Here is a 21,419-nt window from a genome sequence, read left to right as displayed (position 1 = left end):
GCCCTTTTCCTATGCCTCAATAATCGTAGCTCACCACGGCCTCGCCCCGGCCACGGCCCACGGTATCCACCGCTGCCAGCAGGCTCAGCCAGCGGGTTACGCGGAACTCCAGCTCGGTGGCGTTATAGCCCTGCCCGTCGGTCACAATCTCGACATAGAACTTGCGGCCAAGGTTCTTGCCCAGCGCCACCGCCGTGCCCCGGTCCAGCGCCCGGTCGGCCGGCAGGATGCGCAGGCGATCCAGCCCGATCGCCGTGCGCAGGCGGTTGATCGTATCAAGCCCGCCGCCGCCACCGCGCAAGCTGCTGAGCGCCGCGCCCAGTTGCAGCGCATCGGTGGGGGAAATCTCGGTGATGGAGCCGCCGAACAGCAGGCGCGAAAGCAGTTCCTCCTCCGGCAGGGCAGGCGTGGATGCAAAGGCAATGTCGGCCCGGCTGGCAGGGCCGCGCACGGTGACCTGGATGTTGAGGCCCGAATCGTCGCTTTCCGCCAGGATGTCCACGCGCGGATCGATCGGCGCGTTCTCGTCGAACGAAATGACCCCGCGGGTGATATCGAAGCGGTTGCCGGCGAAGGAATAGAACCCCTGGCGCGGCACGATCCGCACGGTGCCGCCGATGCGCGGATCGGCGGTGGTGCCGCGCAGGCGGACGGCGCCCGACCATTCGCTGTCCAGCCCCATCCCGTCCACCTCGATTCCCCCCGGCGCGGTGGCATCGATCAGGTAGCGCCACGGCCGCGCCACGCGCGCCGGGGGCGCGGTATCGAGCGGGCGGTTGACTTCGGTAATGGCGATGTCGGGCAGGTCCACCGTCTCTTCCGCCTGGCCCAGCAGCCATTCCGCGCGGCGCACCAGCAGGCGGCCGGCAATGGTGCCGCCCACCCCGTCGGACACGATGCGGATCGGGCCGGTGACCGTGGCCCCCATTCCCGGCAGTTGCAGGATGCGGGCATTGGTCGCTGCCAGCCGCATGTCGATGGCGGGGCCACGCTGGCGGGTGATGCCCGACAGGTCCAGCGAGCCGCTGCCGCTCACCCGCCCGCCATTGGCCGTTGTGCCGGCGAAACTGGCCAGTTGCAGGCGGCTGTCGCGGAAGCGGCCGCGCAGGGTCACGTCGCTCACGTCGCTGCCGGTGAGCTGGCTCTGCACCCGCAGGTCATCGCCGGCGAGCGAGCCGGTGAGGCTGGGTTCGGCCAGCGATCCGCGCAGCCGTGCGCTGACCCGCAGCGGACCGGAAATGTCGATCAGGTCGACTGCCGCCAGCCGCCACAGTGATTCTGCCGGCCCGTCATAGGTCAACGTGCCCGCCAACACGCCCCGATAGAGCCGCTCGCCCAGCGCGCCCGCCTGCGGCAGGCCGGTGACGCTGGCGTTGAGGCGGCCCCCTGCCCCTTCCCCGCCGCGCATCACCGCGCGGGCGCTGAGGGCATCGGGGGTGAGCCGCACCACGGCGGCCAGGTCCAGCGGGCGCGAGGCAAGCACCAGGCCGGACCTTGTCAGGCCATCCACCAGCACCCGCGCCTCGCCCGTGGGCAGGCCAGAGGCGTCTGCGCCCATGTCGACGATGCCGGAAATGCGCCCCCCCAGCCCCAGGTCGGCCCCCACGGCATCAAGTACGCTCAGTGGCATGCCGTTCAGCGCCAGCCGTGCCGTGGCGGGGTTCGGGCCGCCAAAGCGCCCTTCGGCCACCAGCAACCCGCCGGCGTAATTGATCTGCGAGCGTTCGAGCAGCCAGCTCCCGTCATCCTGCGCCAGCAGCACGGCGCGGCGCGGCATGGTGATCGCCTCGCCCGCCAGCGATCCCCGCGCGGCCACGGCCACGCGGGACGCGCTGGCATCGGCATTGAGCAGCAGTTCGAACCGGCTGCCGCGCCGGCCGGCCAGTGCGGCATCGATATGGCCCTGCTCGCCCTCCATCGTGGCATTGGCGGCAAAGCGGCCGATGAAAAGCGTGCCATAACCGATGCCCTGCGCCCGCACGGTGCCTTCCGCACGCGAGGCGGGGCCGGCGAGATAGCCCGATAGGTCCACATCGGCGCTGGCGATGGTCAGCGGGGTGGACCCGCCGAAGCGCGCATCGCGCACGGTCAGGTCGCTGTCGAAACCCTGTCCTTCGGGGCGCACGGCCAGGTTCACCCGCCCGTCCACCCCGCCACCGGCAAAGGTGAGCGCGCCGTTGACCCCGCCGGTAACCAGGGCAAGCTGGCCGGTCACCTGCGTTGCGGCAACCTCCAGCCGCTCGATGGTGATCCGCGTCGGCCCGCCCGCGGGCGCGACCAGGCCAAGCTGGCCATTGAACGGCCCCAGCAGCGATTGGCCCTGGGTAGCAATGGCAAAGCCATCGCCTTCCGGCTCGATCTCCAGTGCCACGTCCTTCAGGCCCGCTGGCGGATAGGGATCGGCCAGAACCAGGCGCGCGCGCGGCCCGTCACCCGACAAGGTGGCGGTGAAGGTGAAAGCGCCGTAATCCGCCTGCCGCCCGCTGCCGGACAGCTCGGTCACCGCACCGCGCAATTCCCCGTCCAGTTGCGCCTGCAGCTTCGCCGCGTTGATCCGCATGCCCTGCACCAGCACCGGGCGGTCCTGCCCCAGCGACAGGCCACCGGCAAAGCGGATCGTCTCGCCCGCCAGGTTGGCGATGGTGGCATTGGCCACGCGCGCAATCTGGCCATCCAGCTCTGCGCGCAGGGTCCACGGCCGCCCGCCGCCCAGTGCGGCATCAATCCGCGCCGTGCCGCTGACCAGGCCGACATCGGCCAGGGCAAAGGCGCGGGCATTGACCGGCCCGGTCAGGCGCACACTGCCGGTGGAGGTGTTGCCCGCCAGCGCCAGCCGGGCGGTAAGGTCGGGGAAGCGCAGGTCCAGCTCGCGCGAGGAGATGGCCCCGCTGTCCATGTCATACAGCACCGCGCCGGTCAGCGTGCCCGCTACAAGCCGCTCGTCCGCCAGGGTATTTCCGCTGGTGACGCGGGCGACACGGGCGGCCAGTGGCAGGCGCAACTGCCCGTTGACGGACGTGAGCACACCGCGCTGCGTCAGGTTGGCCAGCACCACGTCACCCGCCTGCAGGCGGCCCACGGTCAGGCTGTGCGGCACGCGCAGCGCGTTGAACGGCCCGTCAAGGAACATCTCCGCCCGCGCATCGCGCAACTGCAGGCCGGGGCCGAACAGCTCCGGGTCCTGCACTTCGGCGACCAGCCGGAGTGCGTGCCATTCCTTGTCGGTCAGGTCGATCCCGCCCTGGCCGCTGAGGTCCAGCCCCGCCCCGTCGATGGCGAGGCTGCCGGTGACAACCCCGCTGGCTAGCGTGCCTTCGGCCTCCACGCCAACCTCGCGGCCCAGCGCGCGGGCACCCACGCCTTCCACCAGGTCGCCCGGAAACACCGTGCCGGCCAGGCGATAGAGCCCTTCGCGCGCGGTCAGTTGCGCATTGACCAGCGGCGCACCGCCAAGCTGGCCGGTCATCCGCCCCTGCCAGTTGGACCAGCCACCCTGACCGCCGATATCCAGCACCAGGTCTTGGTCGAACCCACCCATCGTGGCGAACAGGCCCCCGGCGGGCGCGGTCAGGTCAAGGTCCAGGTCGAACCGGTCGGCATCGGGCTCGGCATCGAGCAGCAGGGCCAGCCGGTCCATCCCGCCAACGTCACCGCGCGCTTCCACGTGCGCCTCGCCATCAAGGATTTCCACTTCCGCCAGCACCTGGATGGTGTGGGCGCGATCATCCAGCAGGCCGGGATCGACCTGCATATCCTCCACCACCAGCCGGCTGATGCGGATGGGAAAATCGGGCAGGATCGGCGCCTCGGGATCGCCCGGCACGAAGCGCGGGATCTTGTGCAGCGATCCGCCGGACAACACCAGGTGGCGCACGTCCAGCCCCCAGATGAACCACTTCCACGGCCGCCAGCCCAGTTCCACGCGGGGAACTTCGGCAAACAGGACGCCATCGGCATCGCGCAGCTTCACGTCTTTCAGCGTGGCGCTCCACAGGATCGAGCCCTCGATGTCCCCAACTTCCACCTGCAAGCCCGACGCGGGAGCATAGGCGGTGATCTGGTCCACCAGCATCTGCCGCCCCGGCGGAGTGTGGAGGAAGGCGACAAAGCCCAGGATGACCGCCACCAGCAGGAAGACCAGCCGCCCCAGCCAGCGCAGCGCCAGCCGCGCAGGGCCGGCCCTGCGCGGCTGCGGGGGCCCCTCGGCTGCCGGTTCGGTGGGGGGGAGCGTCTCGTCCGCCATCAGAATGCCTGGCCCAGCGCCACGTAAACCGCCACCGGCGCGTCGCCCGGCTGGCGGTTCAGCGGCACGCCAACGTCAAGCCGGATTGGGCCGAAGCCGGTGTGATAGCGCACGCCCACGCCCGCCCCCATGCGCAGCGCCTGTAAATCGGGCGTGGAGCTGCGCGCCACGCTGCCAATGTCGAAGAACGGTACAACCGACAGGGAATTGTCGAACAGCCCGGTGCGTACCCGCGCCTCGACCGAGAGTTCCACCAGCGAGCGGCCGCCATTGGGCTCACCCAGTTCATCGCGCGGGCCGATGGCGCGATAGCCATAGCCGCGCACCGATCCGCCGCCGCCGGCATAGAACCGGCGCGAAGGCGCGATGCTGGCCAAGTCCGCACCGTAGATTGCCCCCAGCCGCCCGCGCGCGGCCAGTACCACGTCCTCGCCCATGGCCAGGTAGTAGGACAGGTCGAACTGGCTCTTGAGGTAGAACGAATTGGTATCGTCAAACCGCGAGTATTCGGGCGACAGCGCCGCGCGCAGGCGGAAGCCTTCGGTGGGGTCCAGCAGGTCGTCGCTGGTGTCCCACTGGGCATAGCTGGGCAGCGCGGCGATCAGGTAGGTTTCGCGGGGGGCATTGCCCGGGGCGATGCGCGTGCGGTTGTCGCGCTCGTTGGTCACCACCAGCTCCAGCCCGGTGCCATAGGAAATCTCGCGCTGGAACAGCAGGGTGCTGAGCTGTTCGTAGGTAGCGATCAGGCTGGCCGTCTCGGCATCGAAGGCATCGTTGTCCATGTTGCTGGCATAGGCATCAAGGGTCAGCACCCGGTCGCGGCCCCGGAAATTGTTGAACCGCACGGTGGCGCCGGCCAACTGCTCCTGCGTGCCCGCCACCCCGCGCACGCGCAGCATGCCCTCGGGCGGGAACAGGTTGCGGTGCTCCCAGCTTGCCGCCGCGCGGAAGCCCTCCTGGCTGCCATAGCCGAGCGAGCCCTGCACAGTGCGCACCGGCGCGCGGGTGAGCGCCACGGCCATGTCCACCGTGCCCGGCTGGTCGCCTTGCGGCTCGGCCACCACGACCGGGGTCAGTTCAACCGTGCCCACCAGCCCGGTGGCCAGGATGGCGCGGCGCAGGTCCATGTCCAGACTGCGCTGGTAGAGGTCGCCCGGCTGGAAGCGGGCAATATCGGCCAGGTGGTGGCCGGACAGGAAACCCTCGTCGTTGCTGGTGACCGTGCCGAAGACAAAGCGCCCGCCCGGCGTCACTGGCAGGGTCACATCGCCTGCCTCGCGGGCGTGGTCGACCAGCAAGCTGGGCTCGTCGATGGTGGCGAAGGGATAGCCGCGCTCGCCCAGCTCGATGTCCACCAGGTAACGGCCATCGGCGATGGCATCGATGGAAAGCAGGTCACCCGGCTTGACCTTGTAGGCTGCGCGCAGGGCCGCGGGATCTTCCCCGATCGCCTCGTCCACGCGGCCCATGTCCACGTTGCCCACGGTGTAGCGCGGGCCCGGGATCACGTCGAACCGGGCCACGGCGCGGGTGGGATCGGCGCTTTCCCCTGCTTCGGGCAGCGTGACCGAGCGGATCACCTGGGCATCGAAATAGCCATAGACGCGCAGCATCCGCTGCAGCAGCTCCTCGTCGGCGCGGGCTTGCGCGGCCAGCAGGGCCTGGCTGCCGTCATCGTCAAGATCGGCCACGGACGAGAGCTTGCGGAACCGGTCGATGAACTCGTCACGCACCGGGAACAGCGCGTTCTCCGTGGGGAAGACCAACACTAGCTCGTCGGACAGGCGCACCTCGCTGCCGGGCGGAATCGGGCGGATCACATCGTCGAAGGTGACGAACTCCACCGGATCCTCCGGCTCCACTTCGGCAACGGCCGGCAGGTCCAGCCCGGCGGGATCGTCCAGCGCCAGGGCACCGTCCTCGCCGCGCTCAAGCGATTGCTCCAGCGCCTGGAACTCGGCCTCGGCCGCGGCGTCGAGCGCTTCTGCTTCCTCCTCGGTATCCGCCAGATCCTCGCCGGCTCCCTGGGCGGCCCAGGCATCGGGGTCTGTCACCGCGCTATCGGGGATCAGGGCTTCCAGCTCGTCCGAGGAATCAAGGTCCTGCGCCGCCAGCGGGGCGTGCAGCGCCAGCACCAGCGACAGGCAGAGCGCGACTTTCCGGGCTGGATGGGAGAAACGCAACGAGCGGTCAGGCGAACTTGTACTGGTCCTGCCCGCCAGGCGTACCGTCCTTGGAAAGGCCGTCGGCACCGGGCCGCGCCACCGCGCTTGCAGTGACCTGGGCAATATGGGCGGCCTGCTCCTCATTGCTCATACGGCTCCAGCCATCGGGGCCGAGCTGTTCGAGCGGGCGATAGCGGACCTTGTACTGCATGCGCGGCGAACCGGCGACCCAGTAACCCAGGTAAACAAAGGGCAGCCCTGCGGCGACAGCCTGGCGGATGTGATCCAGGATAACGAAACTGCCAAGTCCACCCCGTGCCCCCTGATCCTGGCCGTAGTCAGGGTCGTAAAAGCTGTAGATCATCGAAAGCCCGTCAGACTGCCGGTCGGTCAGGCAGGCAGCGACCAGCCGCCCGGGCCTGCCATCGGCATCAGGTTCCCGATATTCAACAACAAAGCTGGAAACCGAAGTGTGTTCCACCATGTCGGCAAAATCGACTTCGTCCATGGCGGCCATGCCCCCGCCGGGGTGGCGCCTGGCGAGATATTTCTGCAGCAGGGCAAATTGTTCCCCCGTGGCCCAGGGGCGGCATTCGCTGACGATCAGGCCGGCGTGGGCGCGCATGGTCCGGCGCTGGCTGGTGGAGGGCGCAAACTCCCCCGCCACCACGCGGACGGACACGCAGGCGCGGCAATCGATGCACGAGGGGCGATAGGCCACCGTCTGGCTGCGGCGGAAGCCGATGCGGCTGAGGGCATCGTGCAGTTGGTCCGCGTGCGGGCCCTTCAGCTCGGTAAAGACCTTCCGCTCCGTCTTGCCCGGCAGATAGGGGCACGGCGCGGGCGCGGTCACGAAGAAGCGGGGGAATCGTACGGGTGCCGTCACCTGTCCTCGATCCTTCGTCTAGGGGTTGATCCGTATGTGGACATCCGCAGGTATGCCTTGCGGATTCGTCCATTGAAACAATCTTAACCACGATTTGTCGCAAGGTCAGGATTATTTTGCACAAGGCAGGGGAAAAGCGCGGCCTGCCCGCCCCGAAACGGGGCAGATGCGGCAAGCGGAATTAGCGATTGGCCGGATTAGCGCTTGGCAGTCCCTAGTCGCCGTTGCTGCGGGTGAAGCGCTGGCCCTTGTTGCCCTGCAGGGTGATCACGTCGAACTTGTAGCCCGCCCGCTCCAGCGCCTCGAACAGCCGGTCGCGGGCCGCGCGGTCGCGCACCTCGAACTCGATGTCGGTCTGCGTGCTCTTGGCCGACAGGTTGCCGAAAATGCGCTGGTGCGTCACCTCGATGATGTTGGCGTTGTGATCGGTGAAAATCTGCGCGATCCGGCTCAAGGCCCCCGCGCGGTCGTCCAGCAGCACGCTGACACGGCCGATCCGGCCCGAACGGACCAGGTTGCGCAGGATCACGTTGGCCAGGAAGCGCTGGTCGATGTTGCCGCCGGTCAGGATGATGCCGACTTTCTTGCCCTTGAACTCGGTCCGCTTGCGGGTGCCATCGTTGGTGGGCAGCAGGGCCGCCAGCCCCACTGCGCCGGCCCCTTCGACCACGGTCTTTTCGATATCGAGCAGCAACGAGATCGCTTCCTCGATGAAGTTTTCGGACACGATGCGGATCTCGTCGACCACGTCCAGCACCACGCCGCGGGTGAACATGCCCGGTTCCTTCACCGCGATGCCCTCGGCCAGGGTTACCTGGCGCGAGTCCACCTTCTTGCCCGTCATCAGGGTGTAGAAAGCGGGGAACTCGGCCGTCTGCACGCCGATGATCTTGATCGCGGGCTTCAGCCCCTTGGCCGCGACGGCCACGCCGGAGATCAGCCCGCCGCCGCCGACGGGAACCATCAGGATGTCGAGATCGGGCTCGTCCTCCAGCATCTCCAGCGCCACGGTGCCCTGCCCGGCCGCCACCAGCGGATCATCGAACGGGGGCACCAGCGTCAGGCCCAGTTGCGCCTCCATGCTGCGGGCATAGGCATAGGCCTCGTCGAAGCTCTCGCCTTCCAGGATCACCTTGCCGCCGACCGCCTCGGTCTGCATGATTTTCACCGTGGGCGTGGTCTTGGGCATGACGATGGTCACCGGCACGCCCAGCCGGGTGCCGTGATAGCTGAGGCCCTGCGAATGGTTGCCCGCGCTGGCCGCGATCACGCCCTTGGCGCGCTGTTCCGGCGTCAGGTGCAGCAGGGCGTTAAGCGCGCCGCGCTCCTTGTAGGCGGCGGTGAACTGGTGGTTCTCGAACTTCAGGTACACCTCGGCCCCGGTGATGCGGCTCAGCGTTTCGCTGCGCATCGTGGGGGTGCGGACCACCGCGCCGGCAATTCGCCCCGCCGCAGCCTGCACGTCGGCCAGGGTCAGGGTGAGCGGTTTGGTCAGCGTCTCGGTCATGCCATGCCGCCTAGCGCACAATGGCGCACATTGCCAAGCCGCAGGGGAACGGGCAGGAGGCGGGGCATGACCGACTGCAAGACCATCGCCTTCCTGGGCCTGGGCGTGATGGGCGGGCCGATGGCCGCGCACCTGGCCCGCGCCGGCCATCGCGTAACCAGCTGGAACCGCTCTCCGGAACGGGGGCAGGCATGGCTGGACCGCTTTGCCGGCGAAGGGCTGCACCTGCGGATGGTCGAAAGCATGGCAGTTGCGGTGCGCGGGGCCGACATGGTGCTGAGCTGCCTTGGTAACGATCAGGACGTGGCCGGCGTGCTGCTGGGCGATCGGGGTGCGCTGGCGCTGATGGCGCCGGGCACCCTGCTGGTCGATCACACCACGATCAGCCCGGCCATGGCCCGGCGCATTGCCGTTGAAGCGGAAGCACACGGCGTGCTGGCGGTCGATGCCCCCGTCTCCGGCGGCCAGGCGGGTGCCGAGAACGGCAAGTTGGCGGTGATGTGCGGCGGGACTGAAGCAGCCGTGGCGGCGGCCCTGCCGGTGATGCAGGCCTATGCCGCGCGGATCGTTCATCTCGGTCCGGCGGGCGCAGGCCAGGGCGCGAAGGCGGTCAACCAGGTGTGCATCGCCGGAACCCTGGCGGGCCTCAGCGAAGGGCTGCGGCTGGCGCAGGCGAGCGGCCTTGATACCGGCAAGGTGCTGGAAGCCATCGGCGGCGGCGCGGCGCAAAGCTGGCAGATGGACAATCGCTGGACCACGATGGCGCGCGACGAGTTCGACTTCGGCTTCGCCATCGACTGGATGAGGAAGGACCTGGCGATTGCCCTGGCCGAAGCCGGGGAACACGGCCTTGCCATGCCCGTTGCCGCGCTGGTGGACGGATTTTACGAAACAGTGCAGGCCATGGGCGGCGGGCGGCAGGATACCTCTGCCCTGGTGCGCCATATTCCCAGGGTGGCCGGATGAAACGCGGCCTGCTGGCATCGGTTGCCCTGCTCCTCACCGGCCCGGCGCTGGCCGAGACCCATTTCGACAACCTGCGCGGCATGTCGATCGACCGGCAGGGGCGGGTGGACCGCTTCTCCGGCATGGTGGTGGATGAAGAAGGCCGGGTGGTGCAACTGCTCGACTTCGGCGACCGGCCCCGGGGCGAGATCGATTTCTACGAGGACCTGAACGGGGCCACGGTAGTCCCCGGCTTCATCGACAGCCACGCCCACGTGATGGCACTTGGCCTTTCCAAGCTGACGCTGGACCTCAGCGAAACTCGCAGTCTGGACGAGGCGCTGGCGCTGGTGGCCGCCTATGCCGCCGCCAACCCCAACAACCCCTGGCTGGTGGGGCGCGGCTGGAACGAGGTGACCTGGGGCCTTGGCCGCCTGCCCACCGCCGCCGAGCTTGACACCGTGTCCGGTGGCCGCCCGATCGTGCTCGAACGGGCCGACGGGCATGCGGTCTGGGCCAGCAGCGCGGCGCTGGCCGCCGCCAACATCACCGCACAGACACCCGATCCTGCCGGAGGCCGCATCGTGCGCGTCGGTGGTACGGGGGCCGGCTCGCGCGCGCCCGCCGGGGTGCTGGTGGACAACGCGATGGCGCTGGTCACTGACAGGGTTCCCCCGCCCCGCGCCAGTGATCGCAATGTAGCGCTGTGGGAGGCCGAGGAGGAATTCCTGCGCCACGGGGTCACCGCCGTCGCCGACATGGGCACCAGCGTGGAAGACTGGATGACCTTCCGCCGTGCCGGAGACGCGGGCGCGCTACGCCTGCGCATCATGGCCTATGCCGACGGCGTGCCCGCCATACTGCTGATCGGCGGCACTGGCCCCACCTCCTGGCTGTATAACGACCGGCTGCGCCTCAACGGCGTGAAGCTGTGGCTGGATGGCGCGCTGGGATCGCGCGGGGCGCTGCTTAAAGCCGACTATACCGATGATCGTGGCAATCGCGGCCTGCCGGTGCTGGATGGCACGCAGCTCAGGAATTCCATGGTCCGCGCTGCGATGGACGGGTTCCAAGTGGCGATCCACGCCATCGGCGATGCCGCCAATGCCGATGCGCTGGATGCTATAGACCAGCTGGCGATGGACTTCACGGGTGACCGGCGCTGGCGGATCGAACACGCGCAGGTAGTCGATCCCGCCGATGTGCCGCTGTTTGCCCGCCACGGCACCATTGCCTCTATGCAGCCCATCCACCAGTCCAGCGACCGGCTGATGGCCGAGGCACGGCTGGGGCCTGACCGGCTGGCCGGGGCCTATGCCTGGCGCAGCATAATGGCCGCCGGCGCACCGCTGGCTTTTGGCTCGGATGCGCCCGTGGAAGTGGCCGATCCGCTGGCTGGGATTGCCGCAGCGATCAGCCGCACAGGGTCAGACGGCGAGCCGCAAGGCGGCTGGCAACCGCAGGAAGCGATCAGCCGCGAGGCAGCACTGGCGGCCTATACCGCAGGCGGCGCCTATGCGGGTTTCGCGGAAGGGCGCTTCGGCACCCTGGCCGTGGGCGAGCGGGCCGATTTCGTGGTGCTCGACGGCGACCCGCTGACTGCCAGCGCGGCAGACCTGCGCACCATGCGCGTGCGGCAGACCTTCATCGGTGGGGTGCGGGTGTGGGATAACGAGAGGCCGGCGCAGCGGCCCGAAGGCGAAGCGGAATAGCCGTTATTCGGCAGGCTTTTCCATCACCGCCACCGCCGTTCCTGACTCTTCCGCTGCCTGTTCCTTTGCATCGCGCCCTTCCGTAAAGCGCATCACCAGCATCGAGCCTTCGAACAGCAGGATCAGCGGGATCGCCAGCATCAACTGGCTGACCACGTCGGGCGGCGTGGCCACGGCCGCCACGATGAAGATTGCCACGATCACATAGCGGCGCGCCCCTGCCAGTTGTGCCCGGCTGACGATGCCGGCGCGGTTCAGCAGCAGCAGCAGCACCGGCAGCAGGAAGCTGATGCCGAAGGCCAGGATGAACTGCATCACCAGCGTCAGGTAGTCCGCCGTGCCCGGCAGCGCCTCAACGCTCAGGCCGCCGCGGCTCCCCTGGAAGCCCAGGAAAAAGTGGAACGCCGTGGGCATGACCATGTAATAGGCCAGCGCCGCCCCGGCGGTGAACAGCACCGGCGTGGCGATCAGGAACGGCAGGAAGGCCTTCTTCTCCCGCGCGTACAGGCCAGGGGCAACAAAGGCCCACAACTGGTTGGAAATGATCGGAAAGCTGAGGAAGAAGGCGGAGAACAGCGCCACCTTGATATCCACGAAGAAGGCTTCGTACAGGCGGGTGTAGATCAGCCGCCCCTCGCCCGGCGGGAAGGCATCGGTCAGCGGGCGGATCAGGAAGCCGAAGATATCGTCCACGAAATAGAAGCTGATGGCAAAGGTGACTGCCAGGGCCAACACGCACTTCATCAGCCGCCCGCGCAGTTCGATCAGGTGATCGAGCAGCGGGGCCTGCGATTCGTCGAGGTCTTTCAGTTTCAGCACCATGACGCTCAGCCGTCCTGTTTCGGCGCGTCAGCAGCAGCGGGTGCGGTGATGGCAGGTGTGGGGGCCGGTGCAGCGGCTGGCGCGGCAGCAGCGGTCGGTGCCGGCGCGGCGGGGTAGGCGCCGGTCTGCTCGGTACCCGCAGGACCGCCTTCGGGATAGAGCGCCATGATCTTGGCGTTCTGTTCCTTCCACTTCTTCTCCAGGTCTTCCATCTCCGCCTCGCGGATCATGGCATCAAGCCCGGTGCGGAAGTGCGAGGACATTTTGCGCGCTTTCGCGATCCAGCGGCCTGCGGTGCGCAGGGCGGCGGGCATGTCCTTGGGGCCGATCACCACGATCGCCACGACGGCGATCATCAGCAATTCGGATGCGCCGATGTCGAACACCAGCTTTCCTTTACGTTACCGGCCCTTACTGGCCGGAGGTGGTGTTCTTGGTTTCGCTGGCGGCGGGCGCGGGCGTCACGGGTTCGGCGGTGATCTGCTGCGGCGGCGGAGCCGGGGTGGCGGGCTTGTTCTCGTCCTCGTTCATGCCGGACTTGAAGCTCTTGATGCCCTTACCGAACTCACCCATCACATCGGCCACGCGGCCACGGCCGAACAGCACCAGGATGACGACCAGCACGATGATCCAGTGCCAGAGCGAAAAACTACCCATCATTCATCTCCGAAAGCGTTGCGCGGGGGGCCTGCCCCCAGCAGCCGTCAACCCTATCTAGGGCCTTTCCCCGTCGCTTGCCACCTCTTCCGCACTTTCAGTGGGATCGTCGCGGGCAAAAGCGGCCTCGAAGGCATCGTCCACCTTGTCGAGCAGGCCCGCCGCCTTCAGTTCGTCGATTCCCGGTAGGTCACGGCGGCTGGTGAGGCCGAAATGGCTGAGGAAATCAGGTGTGGTGGCATAGATCACCGGGCGGCCGGGCACCTCGCGCCGTCCGGCGGGGCGCACCCAGCCCGCCTCCATCAGCACGTCCAGCGTACCGGCGCTGGTCTGCACGCCGCGAATCGATTCGATTTCCGCCCGGCTGACCGGCTCGTGATAGGCGATGATCGCCAGCACTTCAGTGGCCGCGCGGGACAGGCGGCGGGCCTGCTCGCGCTCGCGCCGCAGCAGATGCGCGAGGTCCGGCGCGGTCTGGAACTGCCAGCGCTTGCCGCGCTCCACCAGCACCACGCCGCGCGGGCGATAAAGGGCCTGCAACTCGTCCAGCGCCGCGCGCACATCGGCCCCTTCAAGGTGGGCGGCAATCTCCTCGGCGCTCATCGGCTCCTCGGCGGCAAACAGCAGCGCTTCCACTGCGCGGGTCAGGTCGTCGCTCATGCCACCCTCCTGAGGTGCAGGGGGCCGAACACGTCCTCCTGCCGCAGTTCCGCCTTGCCCAGCCGGGCCAGTTCAAGGGCCGCCACGAAGCTGGAGGCAAGCGCCGACTTGCGCAGGCGCGGGTCGCTGTGACGGGGCAGGAAATCCCGCAGTTCCAGCCAGTTGAGTGTAACCCCCAGCATGGAGGAGACGCGCTCGATGGCGCTGTCCAGCGTCATCACCGGGCGTTCGCGGACCATGTGGACCACCGGCTCGTTGCGCCGCTGGATCGTACCATAGGCCTGCACCAGCGCGAAATAGTCGCAGTCCCACCTGCTCTTGCGGATCACGCGGATGCCTTCGGGCGCGCCGCGGGGGAAGACATCGCGCCCCAGCCGGTCGCGCGCCATCAGCCGGGCGGCGGCATCGCGCATCGCGCCCAGCCGCTCCAGCCGCAGTTGCAGCCGCAGCGCCAGCTCCTCGGGCGAAGGGTCCTCCTGCTCGTCCTTGGGGAGCAGCATGGCGCTTTTCAGGTAGGCCAGCCAGGCGGCCATCACCAGGTAGTCGGCGGCAATCTCCAGCTTCAGCGCCTCGGCCCGCTCGATATAGGCGATGTATTGGTCCACCAGCGCCAGGATGGAGATGGCCTTCAGGTCCACCTTCTGCCGCCGGGCCAGGTCCAGCAGCAGGTCAAGCGGGCCTTCCCAGCCATCGAGTTCAAGATAAAGCGCGCCTTCGCCGGTGGGGGCAGCGGCGGGGCCGTCCCACTCCCCGGCAGCATCGGGCGCGGTGCCGAGCATCAGGCCGTCGTCGCTCATGCGGGCTCCGCCAGCGCCAGCAGCGCGTCACGCCTGGCGAGCAGCCCGGCCTGCGATTCGCCCGCTGACTTGGAGCGGTCCACCCGCAGCGCCCGCTCCAGCCGTTCATGCCCCTTGGGCGGCAGCGCGGGCAGCACCTTCGCGATGCCGACCATATCATCCATCTTAGCCCAGCAGTTCAAGGCCAGGTCGCAGCCGGCGGCAATCGCCCGCGCGGCGCGCTCGGGCACGGTGCCGGTCAGCGCCTCCATGTCGAGATCGTCGGTGAACAGCAGCCCGTCAAAGCCGATGCTGCCGCGGATCACCTGTTCGATCACGATAGGCGACAGGGTGGCCGGATTGGCCTTGTCCCAGGCGGTGAACACCAGATGCCCGGTCATGCCCGATGGGGCCTGTGCGGCAAGCTGGCGGAACGGGACCAGGTCCCACTCCAGTTCCTCTGCCGTGGCGGTGACGGTGGGCAGTTCCTTGTGCGTATCGACCATGCTGCGCCCGTGGCCGGGCATGTGCTTGATCGTGCCGGCCACGCCCGCGCGGGCGAGGCCATCCAGCACCGCACGGCCCAGGGCGGCCACCCGCTTCGGCTCGCTGCCCAGCGCCCGGTCGCCGATCACGTCATGCGCGCCGGGCTGGCGCACGTCGAGCACAGGGGCGTGGGTCATGGCGATACCGGCCTGGGCCAGGTCCATGCCCATGGCCTGCGCGCTGGCGCGAGCGGCCTCGATCGCGCTGGCGGGGGCCGTGTCATACAGCCGGTCGAACGCGCCGCCGGGGGGATAATACGGCCACACGGGATCCTTCATCCGCTGCACGCGGCCGCCTTCCTGGTCGATGGTGACCAGCAGGTGGTCCCGCCCGTGGATCGCCCGCAACGCATCGGTCAGTGCGCGCACCTGTGCGGGGCTGTCGATGTTGCGGCCAAACAGGATGTAGCCAGCCGGGTCCACCTCGCGGAAGAAGCCGCGCTCGGCGTCGGTCAGGACCAGTCCGGAAAGGCCGAAGATCGCGGGAGTCATGCCGTGCACGCTCGCAGGATTGGCCCCGCGCTTCAAGCGAGCGATGGGGCGGGCGGCGCGGTTTTCCCCCGCGCCAGCGCGCCCTACCGCTTCACCTGGCAATCACCGCCGGAGTTGCGGATGGCGCGGCACAGTGCATCGGCAGCGGCACCATCGGCAGCCACGGCCTGCAAGCGATAGACCCGCCCGCCATCCACGGTGGCCTCCACCACCCGGTGGCGGACCGATTGCAGCACCTCGTAGCGCGCCGTGAGCGTGGTCCAGCCGGTCTCCGCGCTCTCGCGGGTCTGGAATGCGCCCACCTGCACGCCCACGCCGCCACTGGCTGCGGGGCTGGCGGCGGGGGCTAGACTTGCGCCGGTGGCAGGGCGGGCTGCGGCCTGGTCCAGATCGACCGAGGGGACCACCTCGTCCTCACCGGGAGCCAGGTGGCCCTCGCGGTTGACGCCCTCGCCCACCTCGTAACTGAGATCGCCGGTGCCGGCCACGTCCTGGCCGCCGGGATCGTCCGGGCGTTCCTTGTAGGGGCCGTCGGGCGCTTCCAGCGTGCTGCCGTCGGCCTGCACCGGGCCGTTGCCGGCGCTGTCGAAGAACGCCTTGGCCGCCCACAGGATGCCGCCCAGCGCCAGTAGCGCCACCACGGCGAAGATCAGGATGCGGTAGTCGCTGCCGCCGCGCTGGTCTTCCTCGTCCTCGTCATCATTGGCCAGCCACGGCAGCACATCGTCATCGCCGGTCAGCGTGAACTGCGCCGCCGTATCAAGCGGTTCGTCGCCGTCATTGCCCCCGGGAAATGCCATGCCTTACAGTTCCTCGACCGCTTCCACGCCCAGTATGCCCAGGCCGTTGCGGATGACCTGCCCGATTTGCGCCACGAGATAAAGCCTCGCCGCGCTCAGTTCGACATCCTGTGCCACAATGACCCGCAGGGCGGGATTGTCGTTCCCCAGGTTCCAGAAGGCGTGGAACGCCGCCGCCAGATCATAGAGATAGAAGGCGATGCGGTGCGGCTCGCGCGCGCGGGCGGCGGCCTCCACCTCGCGCGGGAACTGGGCGGCCTGCTTGATCAGGGCCAGGTCCTCATCACCCAGCCGGTCGAGACGATCGGCGGCGGGCGCAAAGCCCTCGGCGGCAGCCTTGCGCAGGATCGAGCAGATGCGCGCATGGGCATACTGCACGTAGAACACGGGATTGTCCTTGCTCGTCTCCACCACCTTGGCGAAGTCGAAATCCATCTGCGCGTCGGGCTTCCTCGCCAGCATGGTGAAGCGGACAACGTCCTTGCCCACTTCGTCCACCATGTCGGCAATGGTCACGAAGTTGCCGCTGCGCTTCGACATCTTGGCCGGTTCGCCGTTGCGCAGCAGTTGCACCATCTGCACCAGCTTGACGTCGAACGGGATGGTCTTGTTTTCGCCCACCGCCAGCGCCGCCACGGCGGCCTTGATGCGCTTGACCGTGCCGGCATGGTCCGCGCCCCAGATGTCGATCAGCTCATCCGCGCCCTCGGCCTTCTGCATGTGATAGGCCAGGTCCGCGCCGAAATAGGTCCACTTGCCGTCGCTCTTGCGGATCGGGCGGTCCTGGTCGTCGCCGAACCTGGTGGAGCGGAACAGCGGCAGGGCCACCGGCTCCCAATCGTCCAGTACCTTGCCCTTGGGCTGTTCCAACACGCCGTCATAGACCAGGTCCTTGCCGCGCAGCCAAGCTTCGGCCTGCTCGGGCTTGCCGGCGGCCTGCAGCTCGGCCTCGGAGGAGAACACGTCGTGCTTGATCCCCAGCATGGCCAGGTCGGCGCGGATCTGGTCCATCATGGCGGCCACGGCCTCGGCCTTGAACAGCGCCAGCCAGGCTTCTTCCGGCTGGCCGACGTATTGCGAGCCGAACTTGTCCGCCAGCCGCTGGCCCACGGGCTTGAGGTATTCGCCCGGATACATGCCGGCAGGGATTTCGCCGATCTCCTCGCCCAGCGCCTCGCGGTAACGCAGGTGCGCCGAACGGGCCAGCGTGTCCACCTGGCTGCCGGCATCGTTGACGTAGTATTCGCGGATCACCTTGTGCCCGGCAAACTCCAGCAGGGCGGCCAGGGCATCGCCCACCACCGCGCCGCGGCAGTGGCCCATGTGCATCGGGCCGGTGGGATTGGCAGACACGTATTCCACGTTGACGCTGCGGCCGTGGCCCATCGTGCTCTTGCCGTATGCGGTGGCGAGCGCGGCCACGGCCGCCAGCTCGTCAAGCCACACCTGCGGGGCAAGGCGCAGGTTGATGAAGCCGGGGCCCGCAATCTCCGCACTGGTCACTGCCGGATCGGCGGCCAGTTTGGCCACGATCGCATCGGCCAGCGCACGCGGGTTGGTGCCGGCGGGCTTGGCCAGCACCATCGCGGCGTTGGTGGCCAGGTCACCATGGGAAGGATCGCGCGGCGGCTCCACGCTCACGTTGGCACGGCTGATCCCGGCGGGCAGCACGCCATCGGCTTCCAGCGCCGCCAGCACGGCATCGATCTTGGCCGCAAAGGCGGCGTAGAGGGTAAGGTTCGCAGACATGGCCGCGCCGTTAGCCGGTTTGCGCGGCTAACGCAAAGCAGCCGCTTAACGCGTGGCGTTATAGGCCAGCTGGTCTTCGGTCAGCTGGAAGCCGATCAGCAGTTCGAACGTGGCGCGGGCCACGGCGGCGCGCACTTCGGGCGTGCTCATCGGGTCGATCGCGGCGTCCTCGTCCCCGGCGCGGCGGGTGCGTTCAAGGCGCAGGCGGATATCGGGCGGCAGGGTGGCCTCGGCCCGGTTGATCACGGCCCCGGCAGTGCCGCTGGCCTGCGCGCGGGCCTGGCCATCGGCGAAGGACAGGGTGACGGTGCCCAGCCGCTTGGACACCACGGCATCGCCGCCGCGGACGACGGTGGCGAAATAGGGCAGTTGCACGGTGCGCGCGCCGCGCGTGTCACGCCGCAGGCCCTGCACGTCAAAGGTGGCGCGCGAATAGACTTCGTCACCCGAATCATCGCAGGTGGCACGCACGTTGGTGACCAGCGCGGTCACGTCGATGGCGTCGGCGGTCTGCGCGCTGCCGGGGGTGAACAGGGTGATGTCGCCAGTGTGATCGGGCACGCCCACGGCCGGGCAGGTGGTGCGCAGCGCAGTGATGCCCACGCCTTCCTGGATAATGATATCGCCTTCGGACCTGCATCCGGCCAGGGCAGTCGCAGCAGCCAGGGTGGCAATCATGGCAAAACGAAATTTCATTCCCGGTCCTTGAATTTTTACGCCTGGCGATCGTGCGCGAGTAACGCCCCTACCCCTTTCGCTGGCGGGGAACAACAGCTAGGAGCGCGGATATGAACGCCCCCTTGCCCGACATTGCGCCCGAACCGCTCGCCGCCGCCACGCTGCCGCCGCTGACCGTGCTGATCGCCGCCCCGCGCGGCTTCTGCGCCGGGGTCGACCGCGCCATCGAGATCGTGGAGCGCGCGCTGGAACGCTATGGCGCGCCGGTCTACGTGCGGCACGAGATCGTCCACAACCGCTACGTGGTGGATGGGCTGAAGGCCAAGGGCGCGGTGTTCGTGGAGGAACTGGACGAGGTGCCCGAAGGGGTGCCGGTGGTCTTCTCCGCCCACGGCGTGCCCAAGAGCGTGCCGGAGGAGGCCGAGCGGCGGCAGATGATCTATGTCGATGCCACTTGCCCGCTGGTTTCCAAGGTCCACCGCCAGGCGGAACGGCAGGTGGAGGCCGGGCGGCATATCCTGTTCATCGGCCACAAGGGCCACCCGGAAGTGATCGGAACCTTCGGCCAGGTGCCCGATGGCCAGATGACGCTGGTGGAAACGGTGGAGGATGTCGCCACGCTGCCCTTCGACCCCGGCGATACCCTGTCCTACCTGACGCAGACCACGCTTTCGGTGGACGATACCGCGCAGATCATCGCCGCGCTGGAAGCGCGCTTCCCGCAGATCGTGGCCCCCAAGGCCGAGGACATCTGCTATGCCACCAGCAATCGCCAGGCGGCAGTGAAGGACATTGCCCCGCAGGCCGACCTGGTGCTGGTGATCGGTGCGCCGAACTCGTCCAACTCGCTGCGGCTGGTGGAAGTGGCAGAGCGGAGCGGCACCCCCGCCCGGCTGATCCAGCGCGGCAGCGAAATCGATTCCGCCTGGCTGGACGGGGTGGAGACCCTGGGCCTGACTGCCGGGGCCTCCGCGCCCGAGGAACTGGTGCGCGAGGTGATTGCCCGGCTGGGGCAATGGCGCACGGTGAGCGAGCAGAAAGTGCTGACCACGGTGGAAAACATGGTCTTCAAGCTGCCCCGCCAGCTTGTGGAATAAGGCCAGCCCGTGGCCGTCTATACCCAGCTTTCCGCCGAAGCGCTGGCCGCGCTGATCGCCTGCTATGACGTGGGCGACCTGGTCAGCGCCAAGGGCATTGCCGAAGGGGTGTCGAATTCCAACTGGCTGGTCGATACCACCGGGGCAGACGGGTTTGGCGCGCGCTATATCCTGACGATGTACGAGCGGCGGATCGACCTTGCCGACCTGCCGTTCTTCCTCTCGCTGCTCGATCACCTGGCGGCGCGCGGCTGCCCGGTGCCGCGCACGATCCATGACCGCGAGGGCGCGCTCTACCGCACGATCGGCCAGAAGTGCGTGGCCCTGATCGAGTTCCTGCCGGGTGTTTCGGTGGGTGATCCCACCCCCGCCCAGGCCCGCGCCGTGGGTGCGGCGCTGGCGCAGATGCACCTAGCGGCCACGGACTTTGCCGGCAGCCGGCCGAACGACCTGGGCATCGCCACCAGCGCCAGTGTGCTGGCGGCTTGCGGGGCCGGAGCACTGGCGGGTATCGATCCGGACCTGCCGCGCACCATCGGCATCGCCGCGGACCTCGCGGCGCGCTGGCCGCAGGGCCTGCCCACCGGCGTGATCCATTCCGACCTGTTTCCCGACAACGTGCTGATGCGCGGCAAACAGGTTTCTGCCCTGATCGACTTCTATTTCGCCTGCACCGATGCCCGGGCCTATGACCTGGCGGTGACCCACGCGGCGTGGAGCTTCTCAGCCGATGGCCGGCAGTTCAACAGCGCCGTGGGCCAGGCGCTGCTGGCCGGTTATGAAAGCGTGCGGCCGCTGAACGCCGAGGAACGCGCCGCCCTGCCGGTGCTGGCGGAAGGGGCCTGCCTGCGCTTTGTCTCCAGCCGCGCGCAGGATTGGCTGGATACCCCCGCCGATGCGCTGGTCGCGAAAAAGGACCCGATGGCCTTCGTCCGCCGGCTGGACCACTATCGCGCCCATGCGGCGGATGTATTCGCTGCGGCATGAAGCAGGTTGACGTGTTCACCGATGGCGCCTGCAAGGGCAATCCCGGCCCGGGCGGCTGGGGCGTGCTGCTGCGCATGGGTCGCCACGAGAAGGAAATGTCGGGCGGGGAACCGCAGACGACCAACAACCGGATGGAGATGACCGCCGTGATCAGGGCCCTCAACGCCCTGATCGTGCCGTGCGAAGTGACCGTCCACACCGACAGCCGCTATGTCATCGACGGGATGACCAAGTGGGTCGGCGGGTGGAAGAAGCGCGGCTGGGTCAACGCCAGCAAGCAGCCGGTCAAGAATGCCGACCTGTGGCATGACCTGATCGCCGCCGTGGCCCGCCACAAGGTGTCATGGCAATGGGTCAAGGGCCATGACGGACACGTGGAGAACGAACGGGTGGACCGGCTGGCCAGCCAGGCAGCGGACGCAGCCCGCAGCTGAAGGCGGCCAGCCGGCAGGCGATCAGGCGTTGTCTTCGATCTCGGCGTCCGGCGCGTTCTTCTTGATCGATGCGATGGCGTCCTTGGCCCCCGACTTGGAGGCGTAGCCTTCCGTCGAGAACATCACTTCGCTGTTGTACTTGAAGCGAACGCGGAACTCGCCCGCCTTGTCCTTGTAGATTTCGAACTTGTGGGCCATCAGATGCCTCCCTTTGAGCGACGGTTGTCTGCGGCAGTCGTGATCCAGTCGCCTGCCCCGGCGGCG

General features: G+C 68.4%; 19 protein-coding genes. 5 read left to right on the top strand and 14 right to left on the bottom strand.

Translation table 11 applies throughout. The features are described from left to right. Positions 1–16: 16 nt before the first annotated feature. The 4 genes from GRI99_RS14080 to GRI99_RS14065 all read right to left on the bottom strand — a co-directional run bounded on the left by GRI99_RS14080 (position 17) and on the right by GRI99_RS14065 (position 8,801). Positions 17–4,243 (bottom strand): translocation/assembly module TamB domain-containing protein, encoded by a 4,227-nt coding sequence (locus tag GRI99_RS14080; protein ID WP_160772706.1) that lies wholly within the window; start codon positions 4,241–4,243, stop codon positions 17–19. Beyond that, the gene (locus GRI99_RS14075) at positions 4,243–6,426 is read right to left on the bottom strand and encodes an autotransporter assembly complex protein TamA (RefSeq protein ID WP_237438360.1); all 2,184 of its coding nucleotides are present in this window, start codon (positions 6,424–6,426) and stop codon (positions 4,243–4,245) included. The genes GRI99_RS14080 and GRI99_RS14075 overlap by 1 nt, the downstream gene beginning before the upstream one ends. Positions 6,427–6,433: 7 nt before the next feature. Continuing rightward, positions 6,434–7,294 carry an arginyltransferase gene (locus tag GRI99_RS14070; protein ID WP_160772704.1) on the bottom strand — a complete coding sequence of 287 codons (861 nt, stop codon included), beginning with the start codon at positions 7,292–7,294 and terminating at the stop codon, positions 6,434–6,436. Between the two features lie 214 nt (positions 7,295–7,508). Further along, the gene (locus GRI99_RS14065; protein WP_160772703.1) at positions 7,509–8,801 is read right to left on the bottom strand and encodes a threonine ammonia-lyase; all 1,293 of its coding nucleotides are present in this window, start codon (positions 8,799–8,801) and stop codon (positions 7,509–7,511) included. A 66-nt stretch (positions 8,802–8,867) separates the two neighbouring features. Between GRI99_RS14065 and GRI99_RS14060 the strand changes: the two genes are divergently transcribed. Together GRI99_RS14060 and GRI99_RS14055 are read left to right on the top strand one after the other, a co-directional pair. After that, on the top strand, positions 8,868–9,767 hold the full coding sequence (locus GRI99_RS14060; RefSeq protein WP_160772702.1) for an NAD(P)-dependent oxidoreductase: 900 nt from the start codon (positions 8,868–8,870) through the stop codon (positions 9,765–9,767). Then, complete coding sequence (locus tag GRI99_RS14055; RefSeq protein ID WP_160772701.1) at positions 9,764–11,458, top strand: amidohydrolase; 1,695 nt, start codon at positions 9,764–9,766, stop codon at positions 11,456–11,458. The genes GRI99_RS14060 and GRI99_RS14055 overlap by 4 nt, the downstream gene beginning before the upstream one ends. Positions 11,459–11,461: 3 nt before the next feature. Here the strand turns inward: GRI99_RS14055 and tatC are convergent, their stop codons facing one another. The 9 genes from tatC to GRI99_RS14010 form a co-directional block, all read right to left on the bottom strand. Beyond that, positions 11,462–12,280, bottom strand: coding sequence for a twin-arginine translocase subunit TatC (gene tatC, locus GRI99_RS14050; protein WP_160772700.1), 819 nt, complete (start codon positions 12,278–12,280; stop codon positions 11,462–11,464). A 5-nt stretch (positions 12,281–12,285) separates the two neighbouring features. Continuing rightward, complete coding sequence (gene tatB / locus GRI99_RS14045; RefSeq protein WP_160772699.1) at positions 12,286–12,666, bottom strand: Sec-independent protein translocase protein TatB; 381 nt, start codon at positions 12,664–12,666, stop codon at positions 12,286–12,288. A gap of 25 nt (positions 12,667–12,691) precedes the next feature. Continuing rightward, entirely contained in the window at positions 12,692–12,937 is a 246-nt protein-coding gene (locus GRI99_RS14040; protein WP_160772698.1) for a twin-arginine translocase TatA/TatE family subunit, read from the bottom strand. A gap of 57 nt (positions 12,938–12,994) precedes the next feature. Then, positions 12,995–13,597, bottom strand: coding sequence for an SMC-Scp complex subunit ScpB (gene scpB / locus GRI99_RS14035; RefSeq protein ID WP_160772697.1), 603 nt, complete (start codon positions 13,595–13,597; stop codon positions 12,995–12,997). Further along, on the bottom strand, positions 13,594–14,394 hold the full coding sequence (locus tag GRI99_RS14030; RefSeq protein WP_160772696.1) for a segregation and condensation protein A: 801 nt from the start codon (positions 14,392–14,394) through the stop codon (positions 13,594–13,596). The genes scpB and GRI99_RS14030 overlap by 4 nt, the downstream gene beginning before the upstream one ends. Further along, entirely contained in the window at positions 14,391–15,410 is a 1,020-nt protein-coding gene (nagZ, locus tag GRI99_RS14025) for a beta-N-acetylhexosaminidase (RefSeq protein WP_160772695.1), read from the bottom strand. Before nagZ ends, GRI99_RS14030 begins: the two co-directional genes overlap by 4 nt. An 83-nt stretch (positions 15,411–15,493) precedes the next feature. Next, on the bottom strand, positions 15,494–16,210 hold the full coding sequence (locus GRI99_RS14020) for an SPOR domain-containing protein (protein WP_160772694.1): 717 nt from the start codon (positions 16,208–16,210) through the stop codon (positions 15,494–15,496). A gap of 3 nt (positions 16,211–16,213) precedes the next feature. Further along, complete coding sequence (gene argS / locus GRI99_RS14015; protein ID WP_160772693.1) at positions 16,214–17,959, bottom strand: arginine--tRNA ligase; 1,746 nt, start codon at positions 17,957–17,959, stop codon at positions 16,214–16,216. Between the two features lie 45 nt (positions 17,960–18,004). Next, on the bottom strand, positions 18,005–18,655 hold the full coding sequence (locus GRI99_RS14010; protein ID WP_160772692.1) for a hypothetical protein: 651 nt from the start codon (positions 18,653–18,655) through the stop codon (positions 18,005–18,007). A 92-nt stretch (positions 18,656–18,747) separates the two neighbouring features. Between GRI99_RS14010 and ispH the strand changes: the two genes are divergently transcribed. From ispH to rnhA, 3 genes are read left to right on the top strand one after another with little or no spacing between them, the layout of a single operon-like run. Further along, positions 18,748–19,734, top strand: coding sequence for a 4-hydroxy-3-methylbut-2-enyl diphosphate reductase (ispH, locus tag GRI99_RS14005; protein ID WP_160772691.1), 987 nt, complete (start codon positions 18,748–18,750; stop codon positions 19,732–19,734). Between the two features lie 9 nt (positions 19,735–19,743). Then, entirely contained in the window at positions 19,744–20,721 is a 978-nt protein-coding gene (gene thrB / locus GRI99_RS14000) for a homoserine kinase (RefSeq protein ID WP_160772690.1), read from the top strand. Continuing rightward, on the top strand, positions 20,718–21,155 hold the full coding sequence (gene rnhA, locus GRI99_RS13995) for a ribonuclease HI (RefSeq protein WP_160772689.1): 438 nt from the start codon (positions 20,718–20,720) through the stop codon (positions 21,153–21,155). The genes thrB and rnhA overlap by 4 nt, the downstream gene beginning before the upstream one ends. Positions 21,156–21,176: 21 nt before the next feature. Here the strand turns inward: rnhA and GRI99_RS13990 are convergent, their stop codons facing one another. Beyond that, entirely contained in the window at positions 21,177–21,353 is a 177-nt protein-coding gene (locus tag GRI99_RS13990) for a YegP family protein (protein WP_160772688.1), read from the bottom strand. Between the last annotated feature and the right edge of the window lie 66 nt (positions 21,354–21,419).

Source organism: Alteraurantiacibacter buctensis, from assembly GCF_009827655.1.
In the GTDB taxonomy this organism is placed as follows: domain Bacteria; phylum Pseudomonadota; class Alphaproteobacteria; order Sphingomonadales; family Sphingomonadaceae; genus Alteraurantiacibacter; species Alteraurantiacibacter buctensis.
The sequence above is the reverse complement of the archived record's forward strand: the minus strand, read 5'-3'. Positions and strand labels throughout refer to the sequence as shown.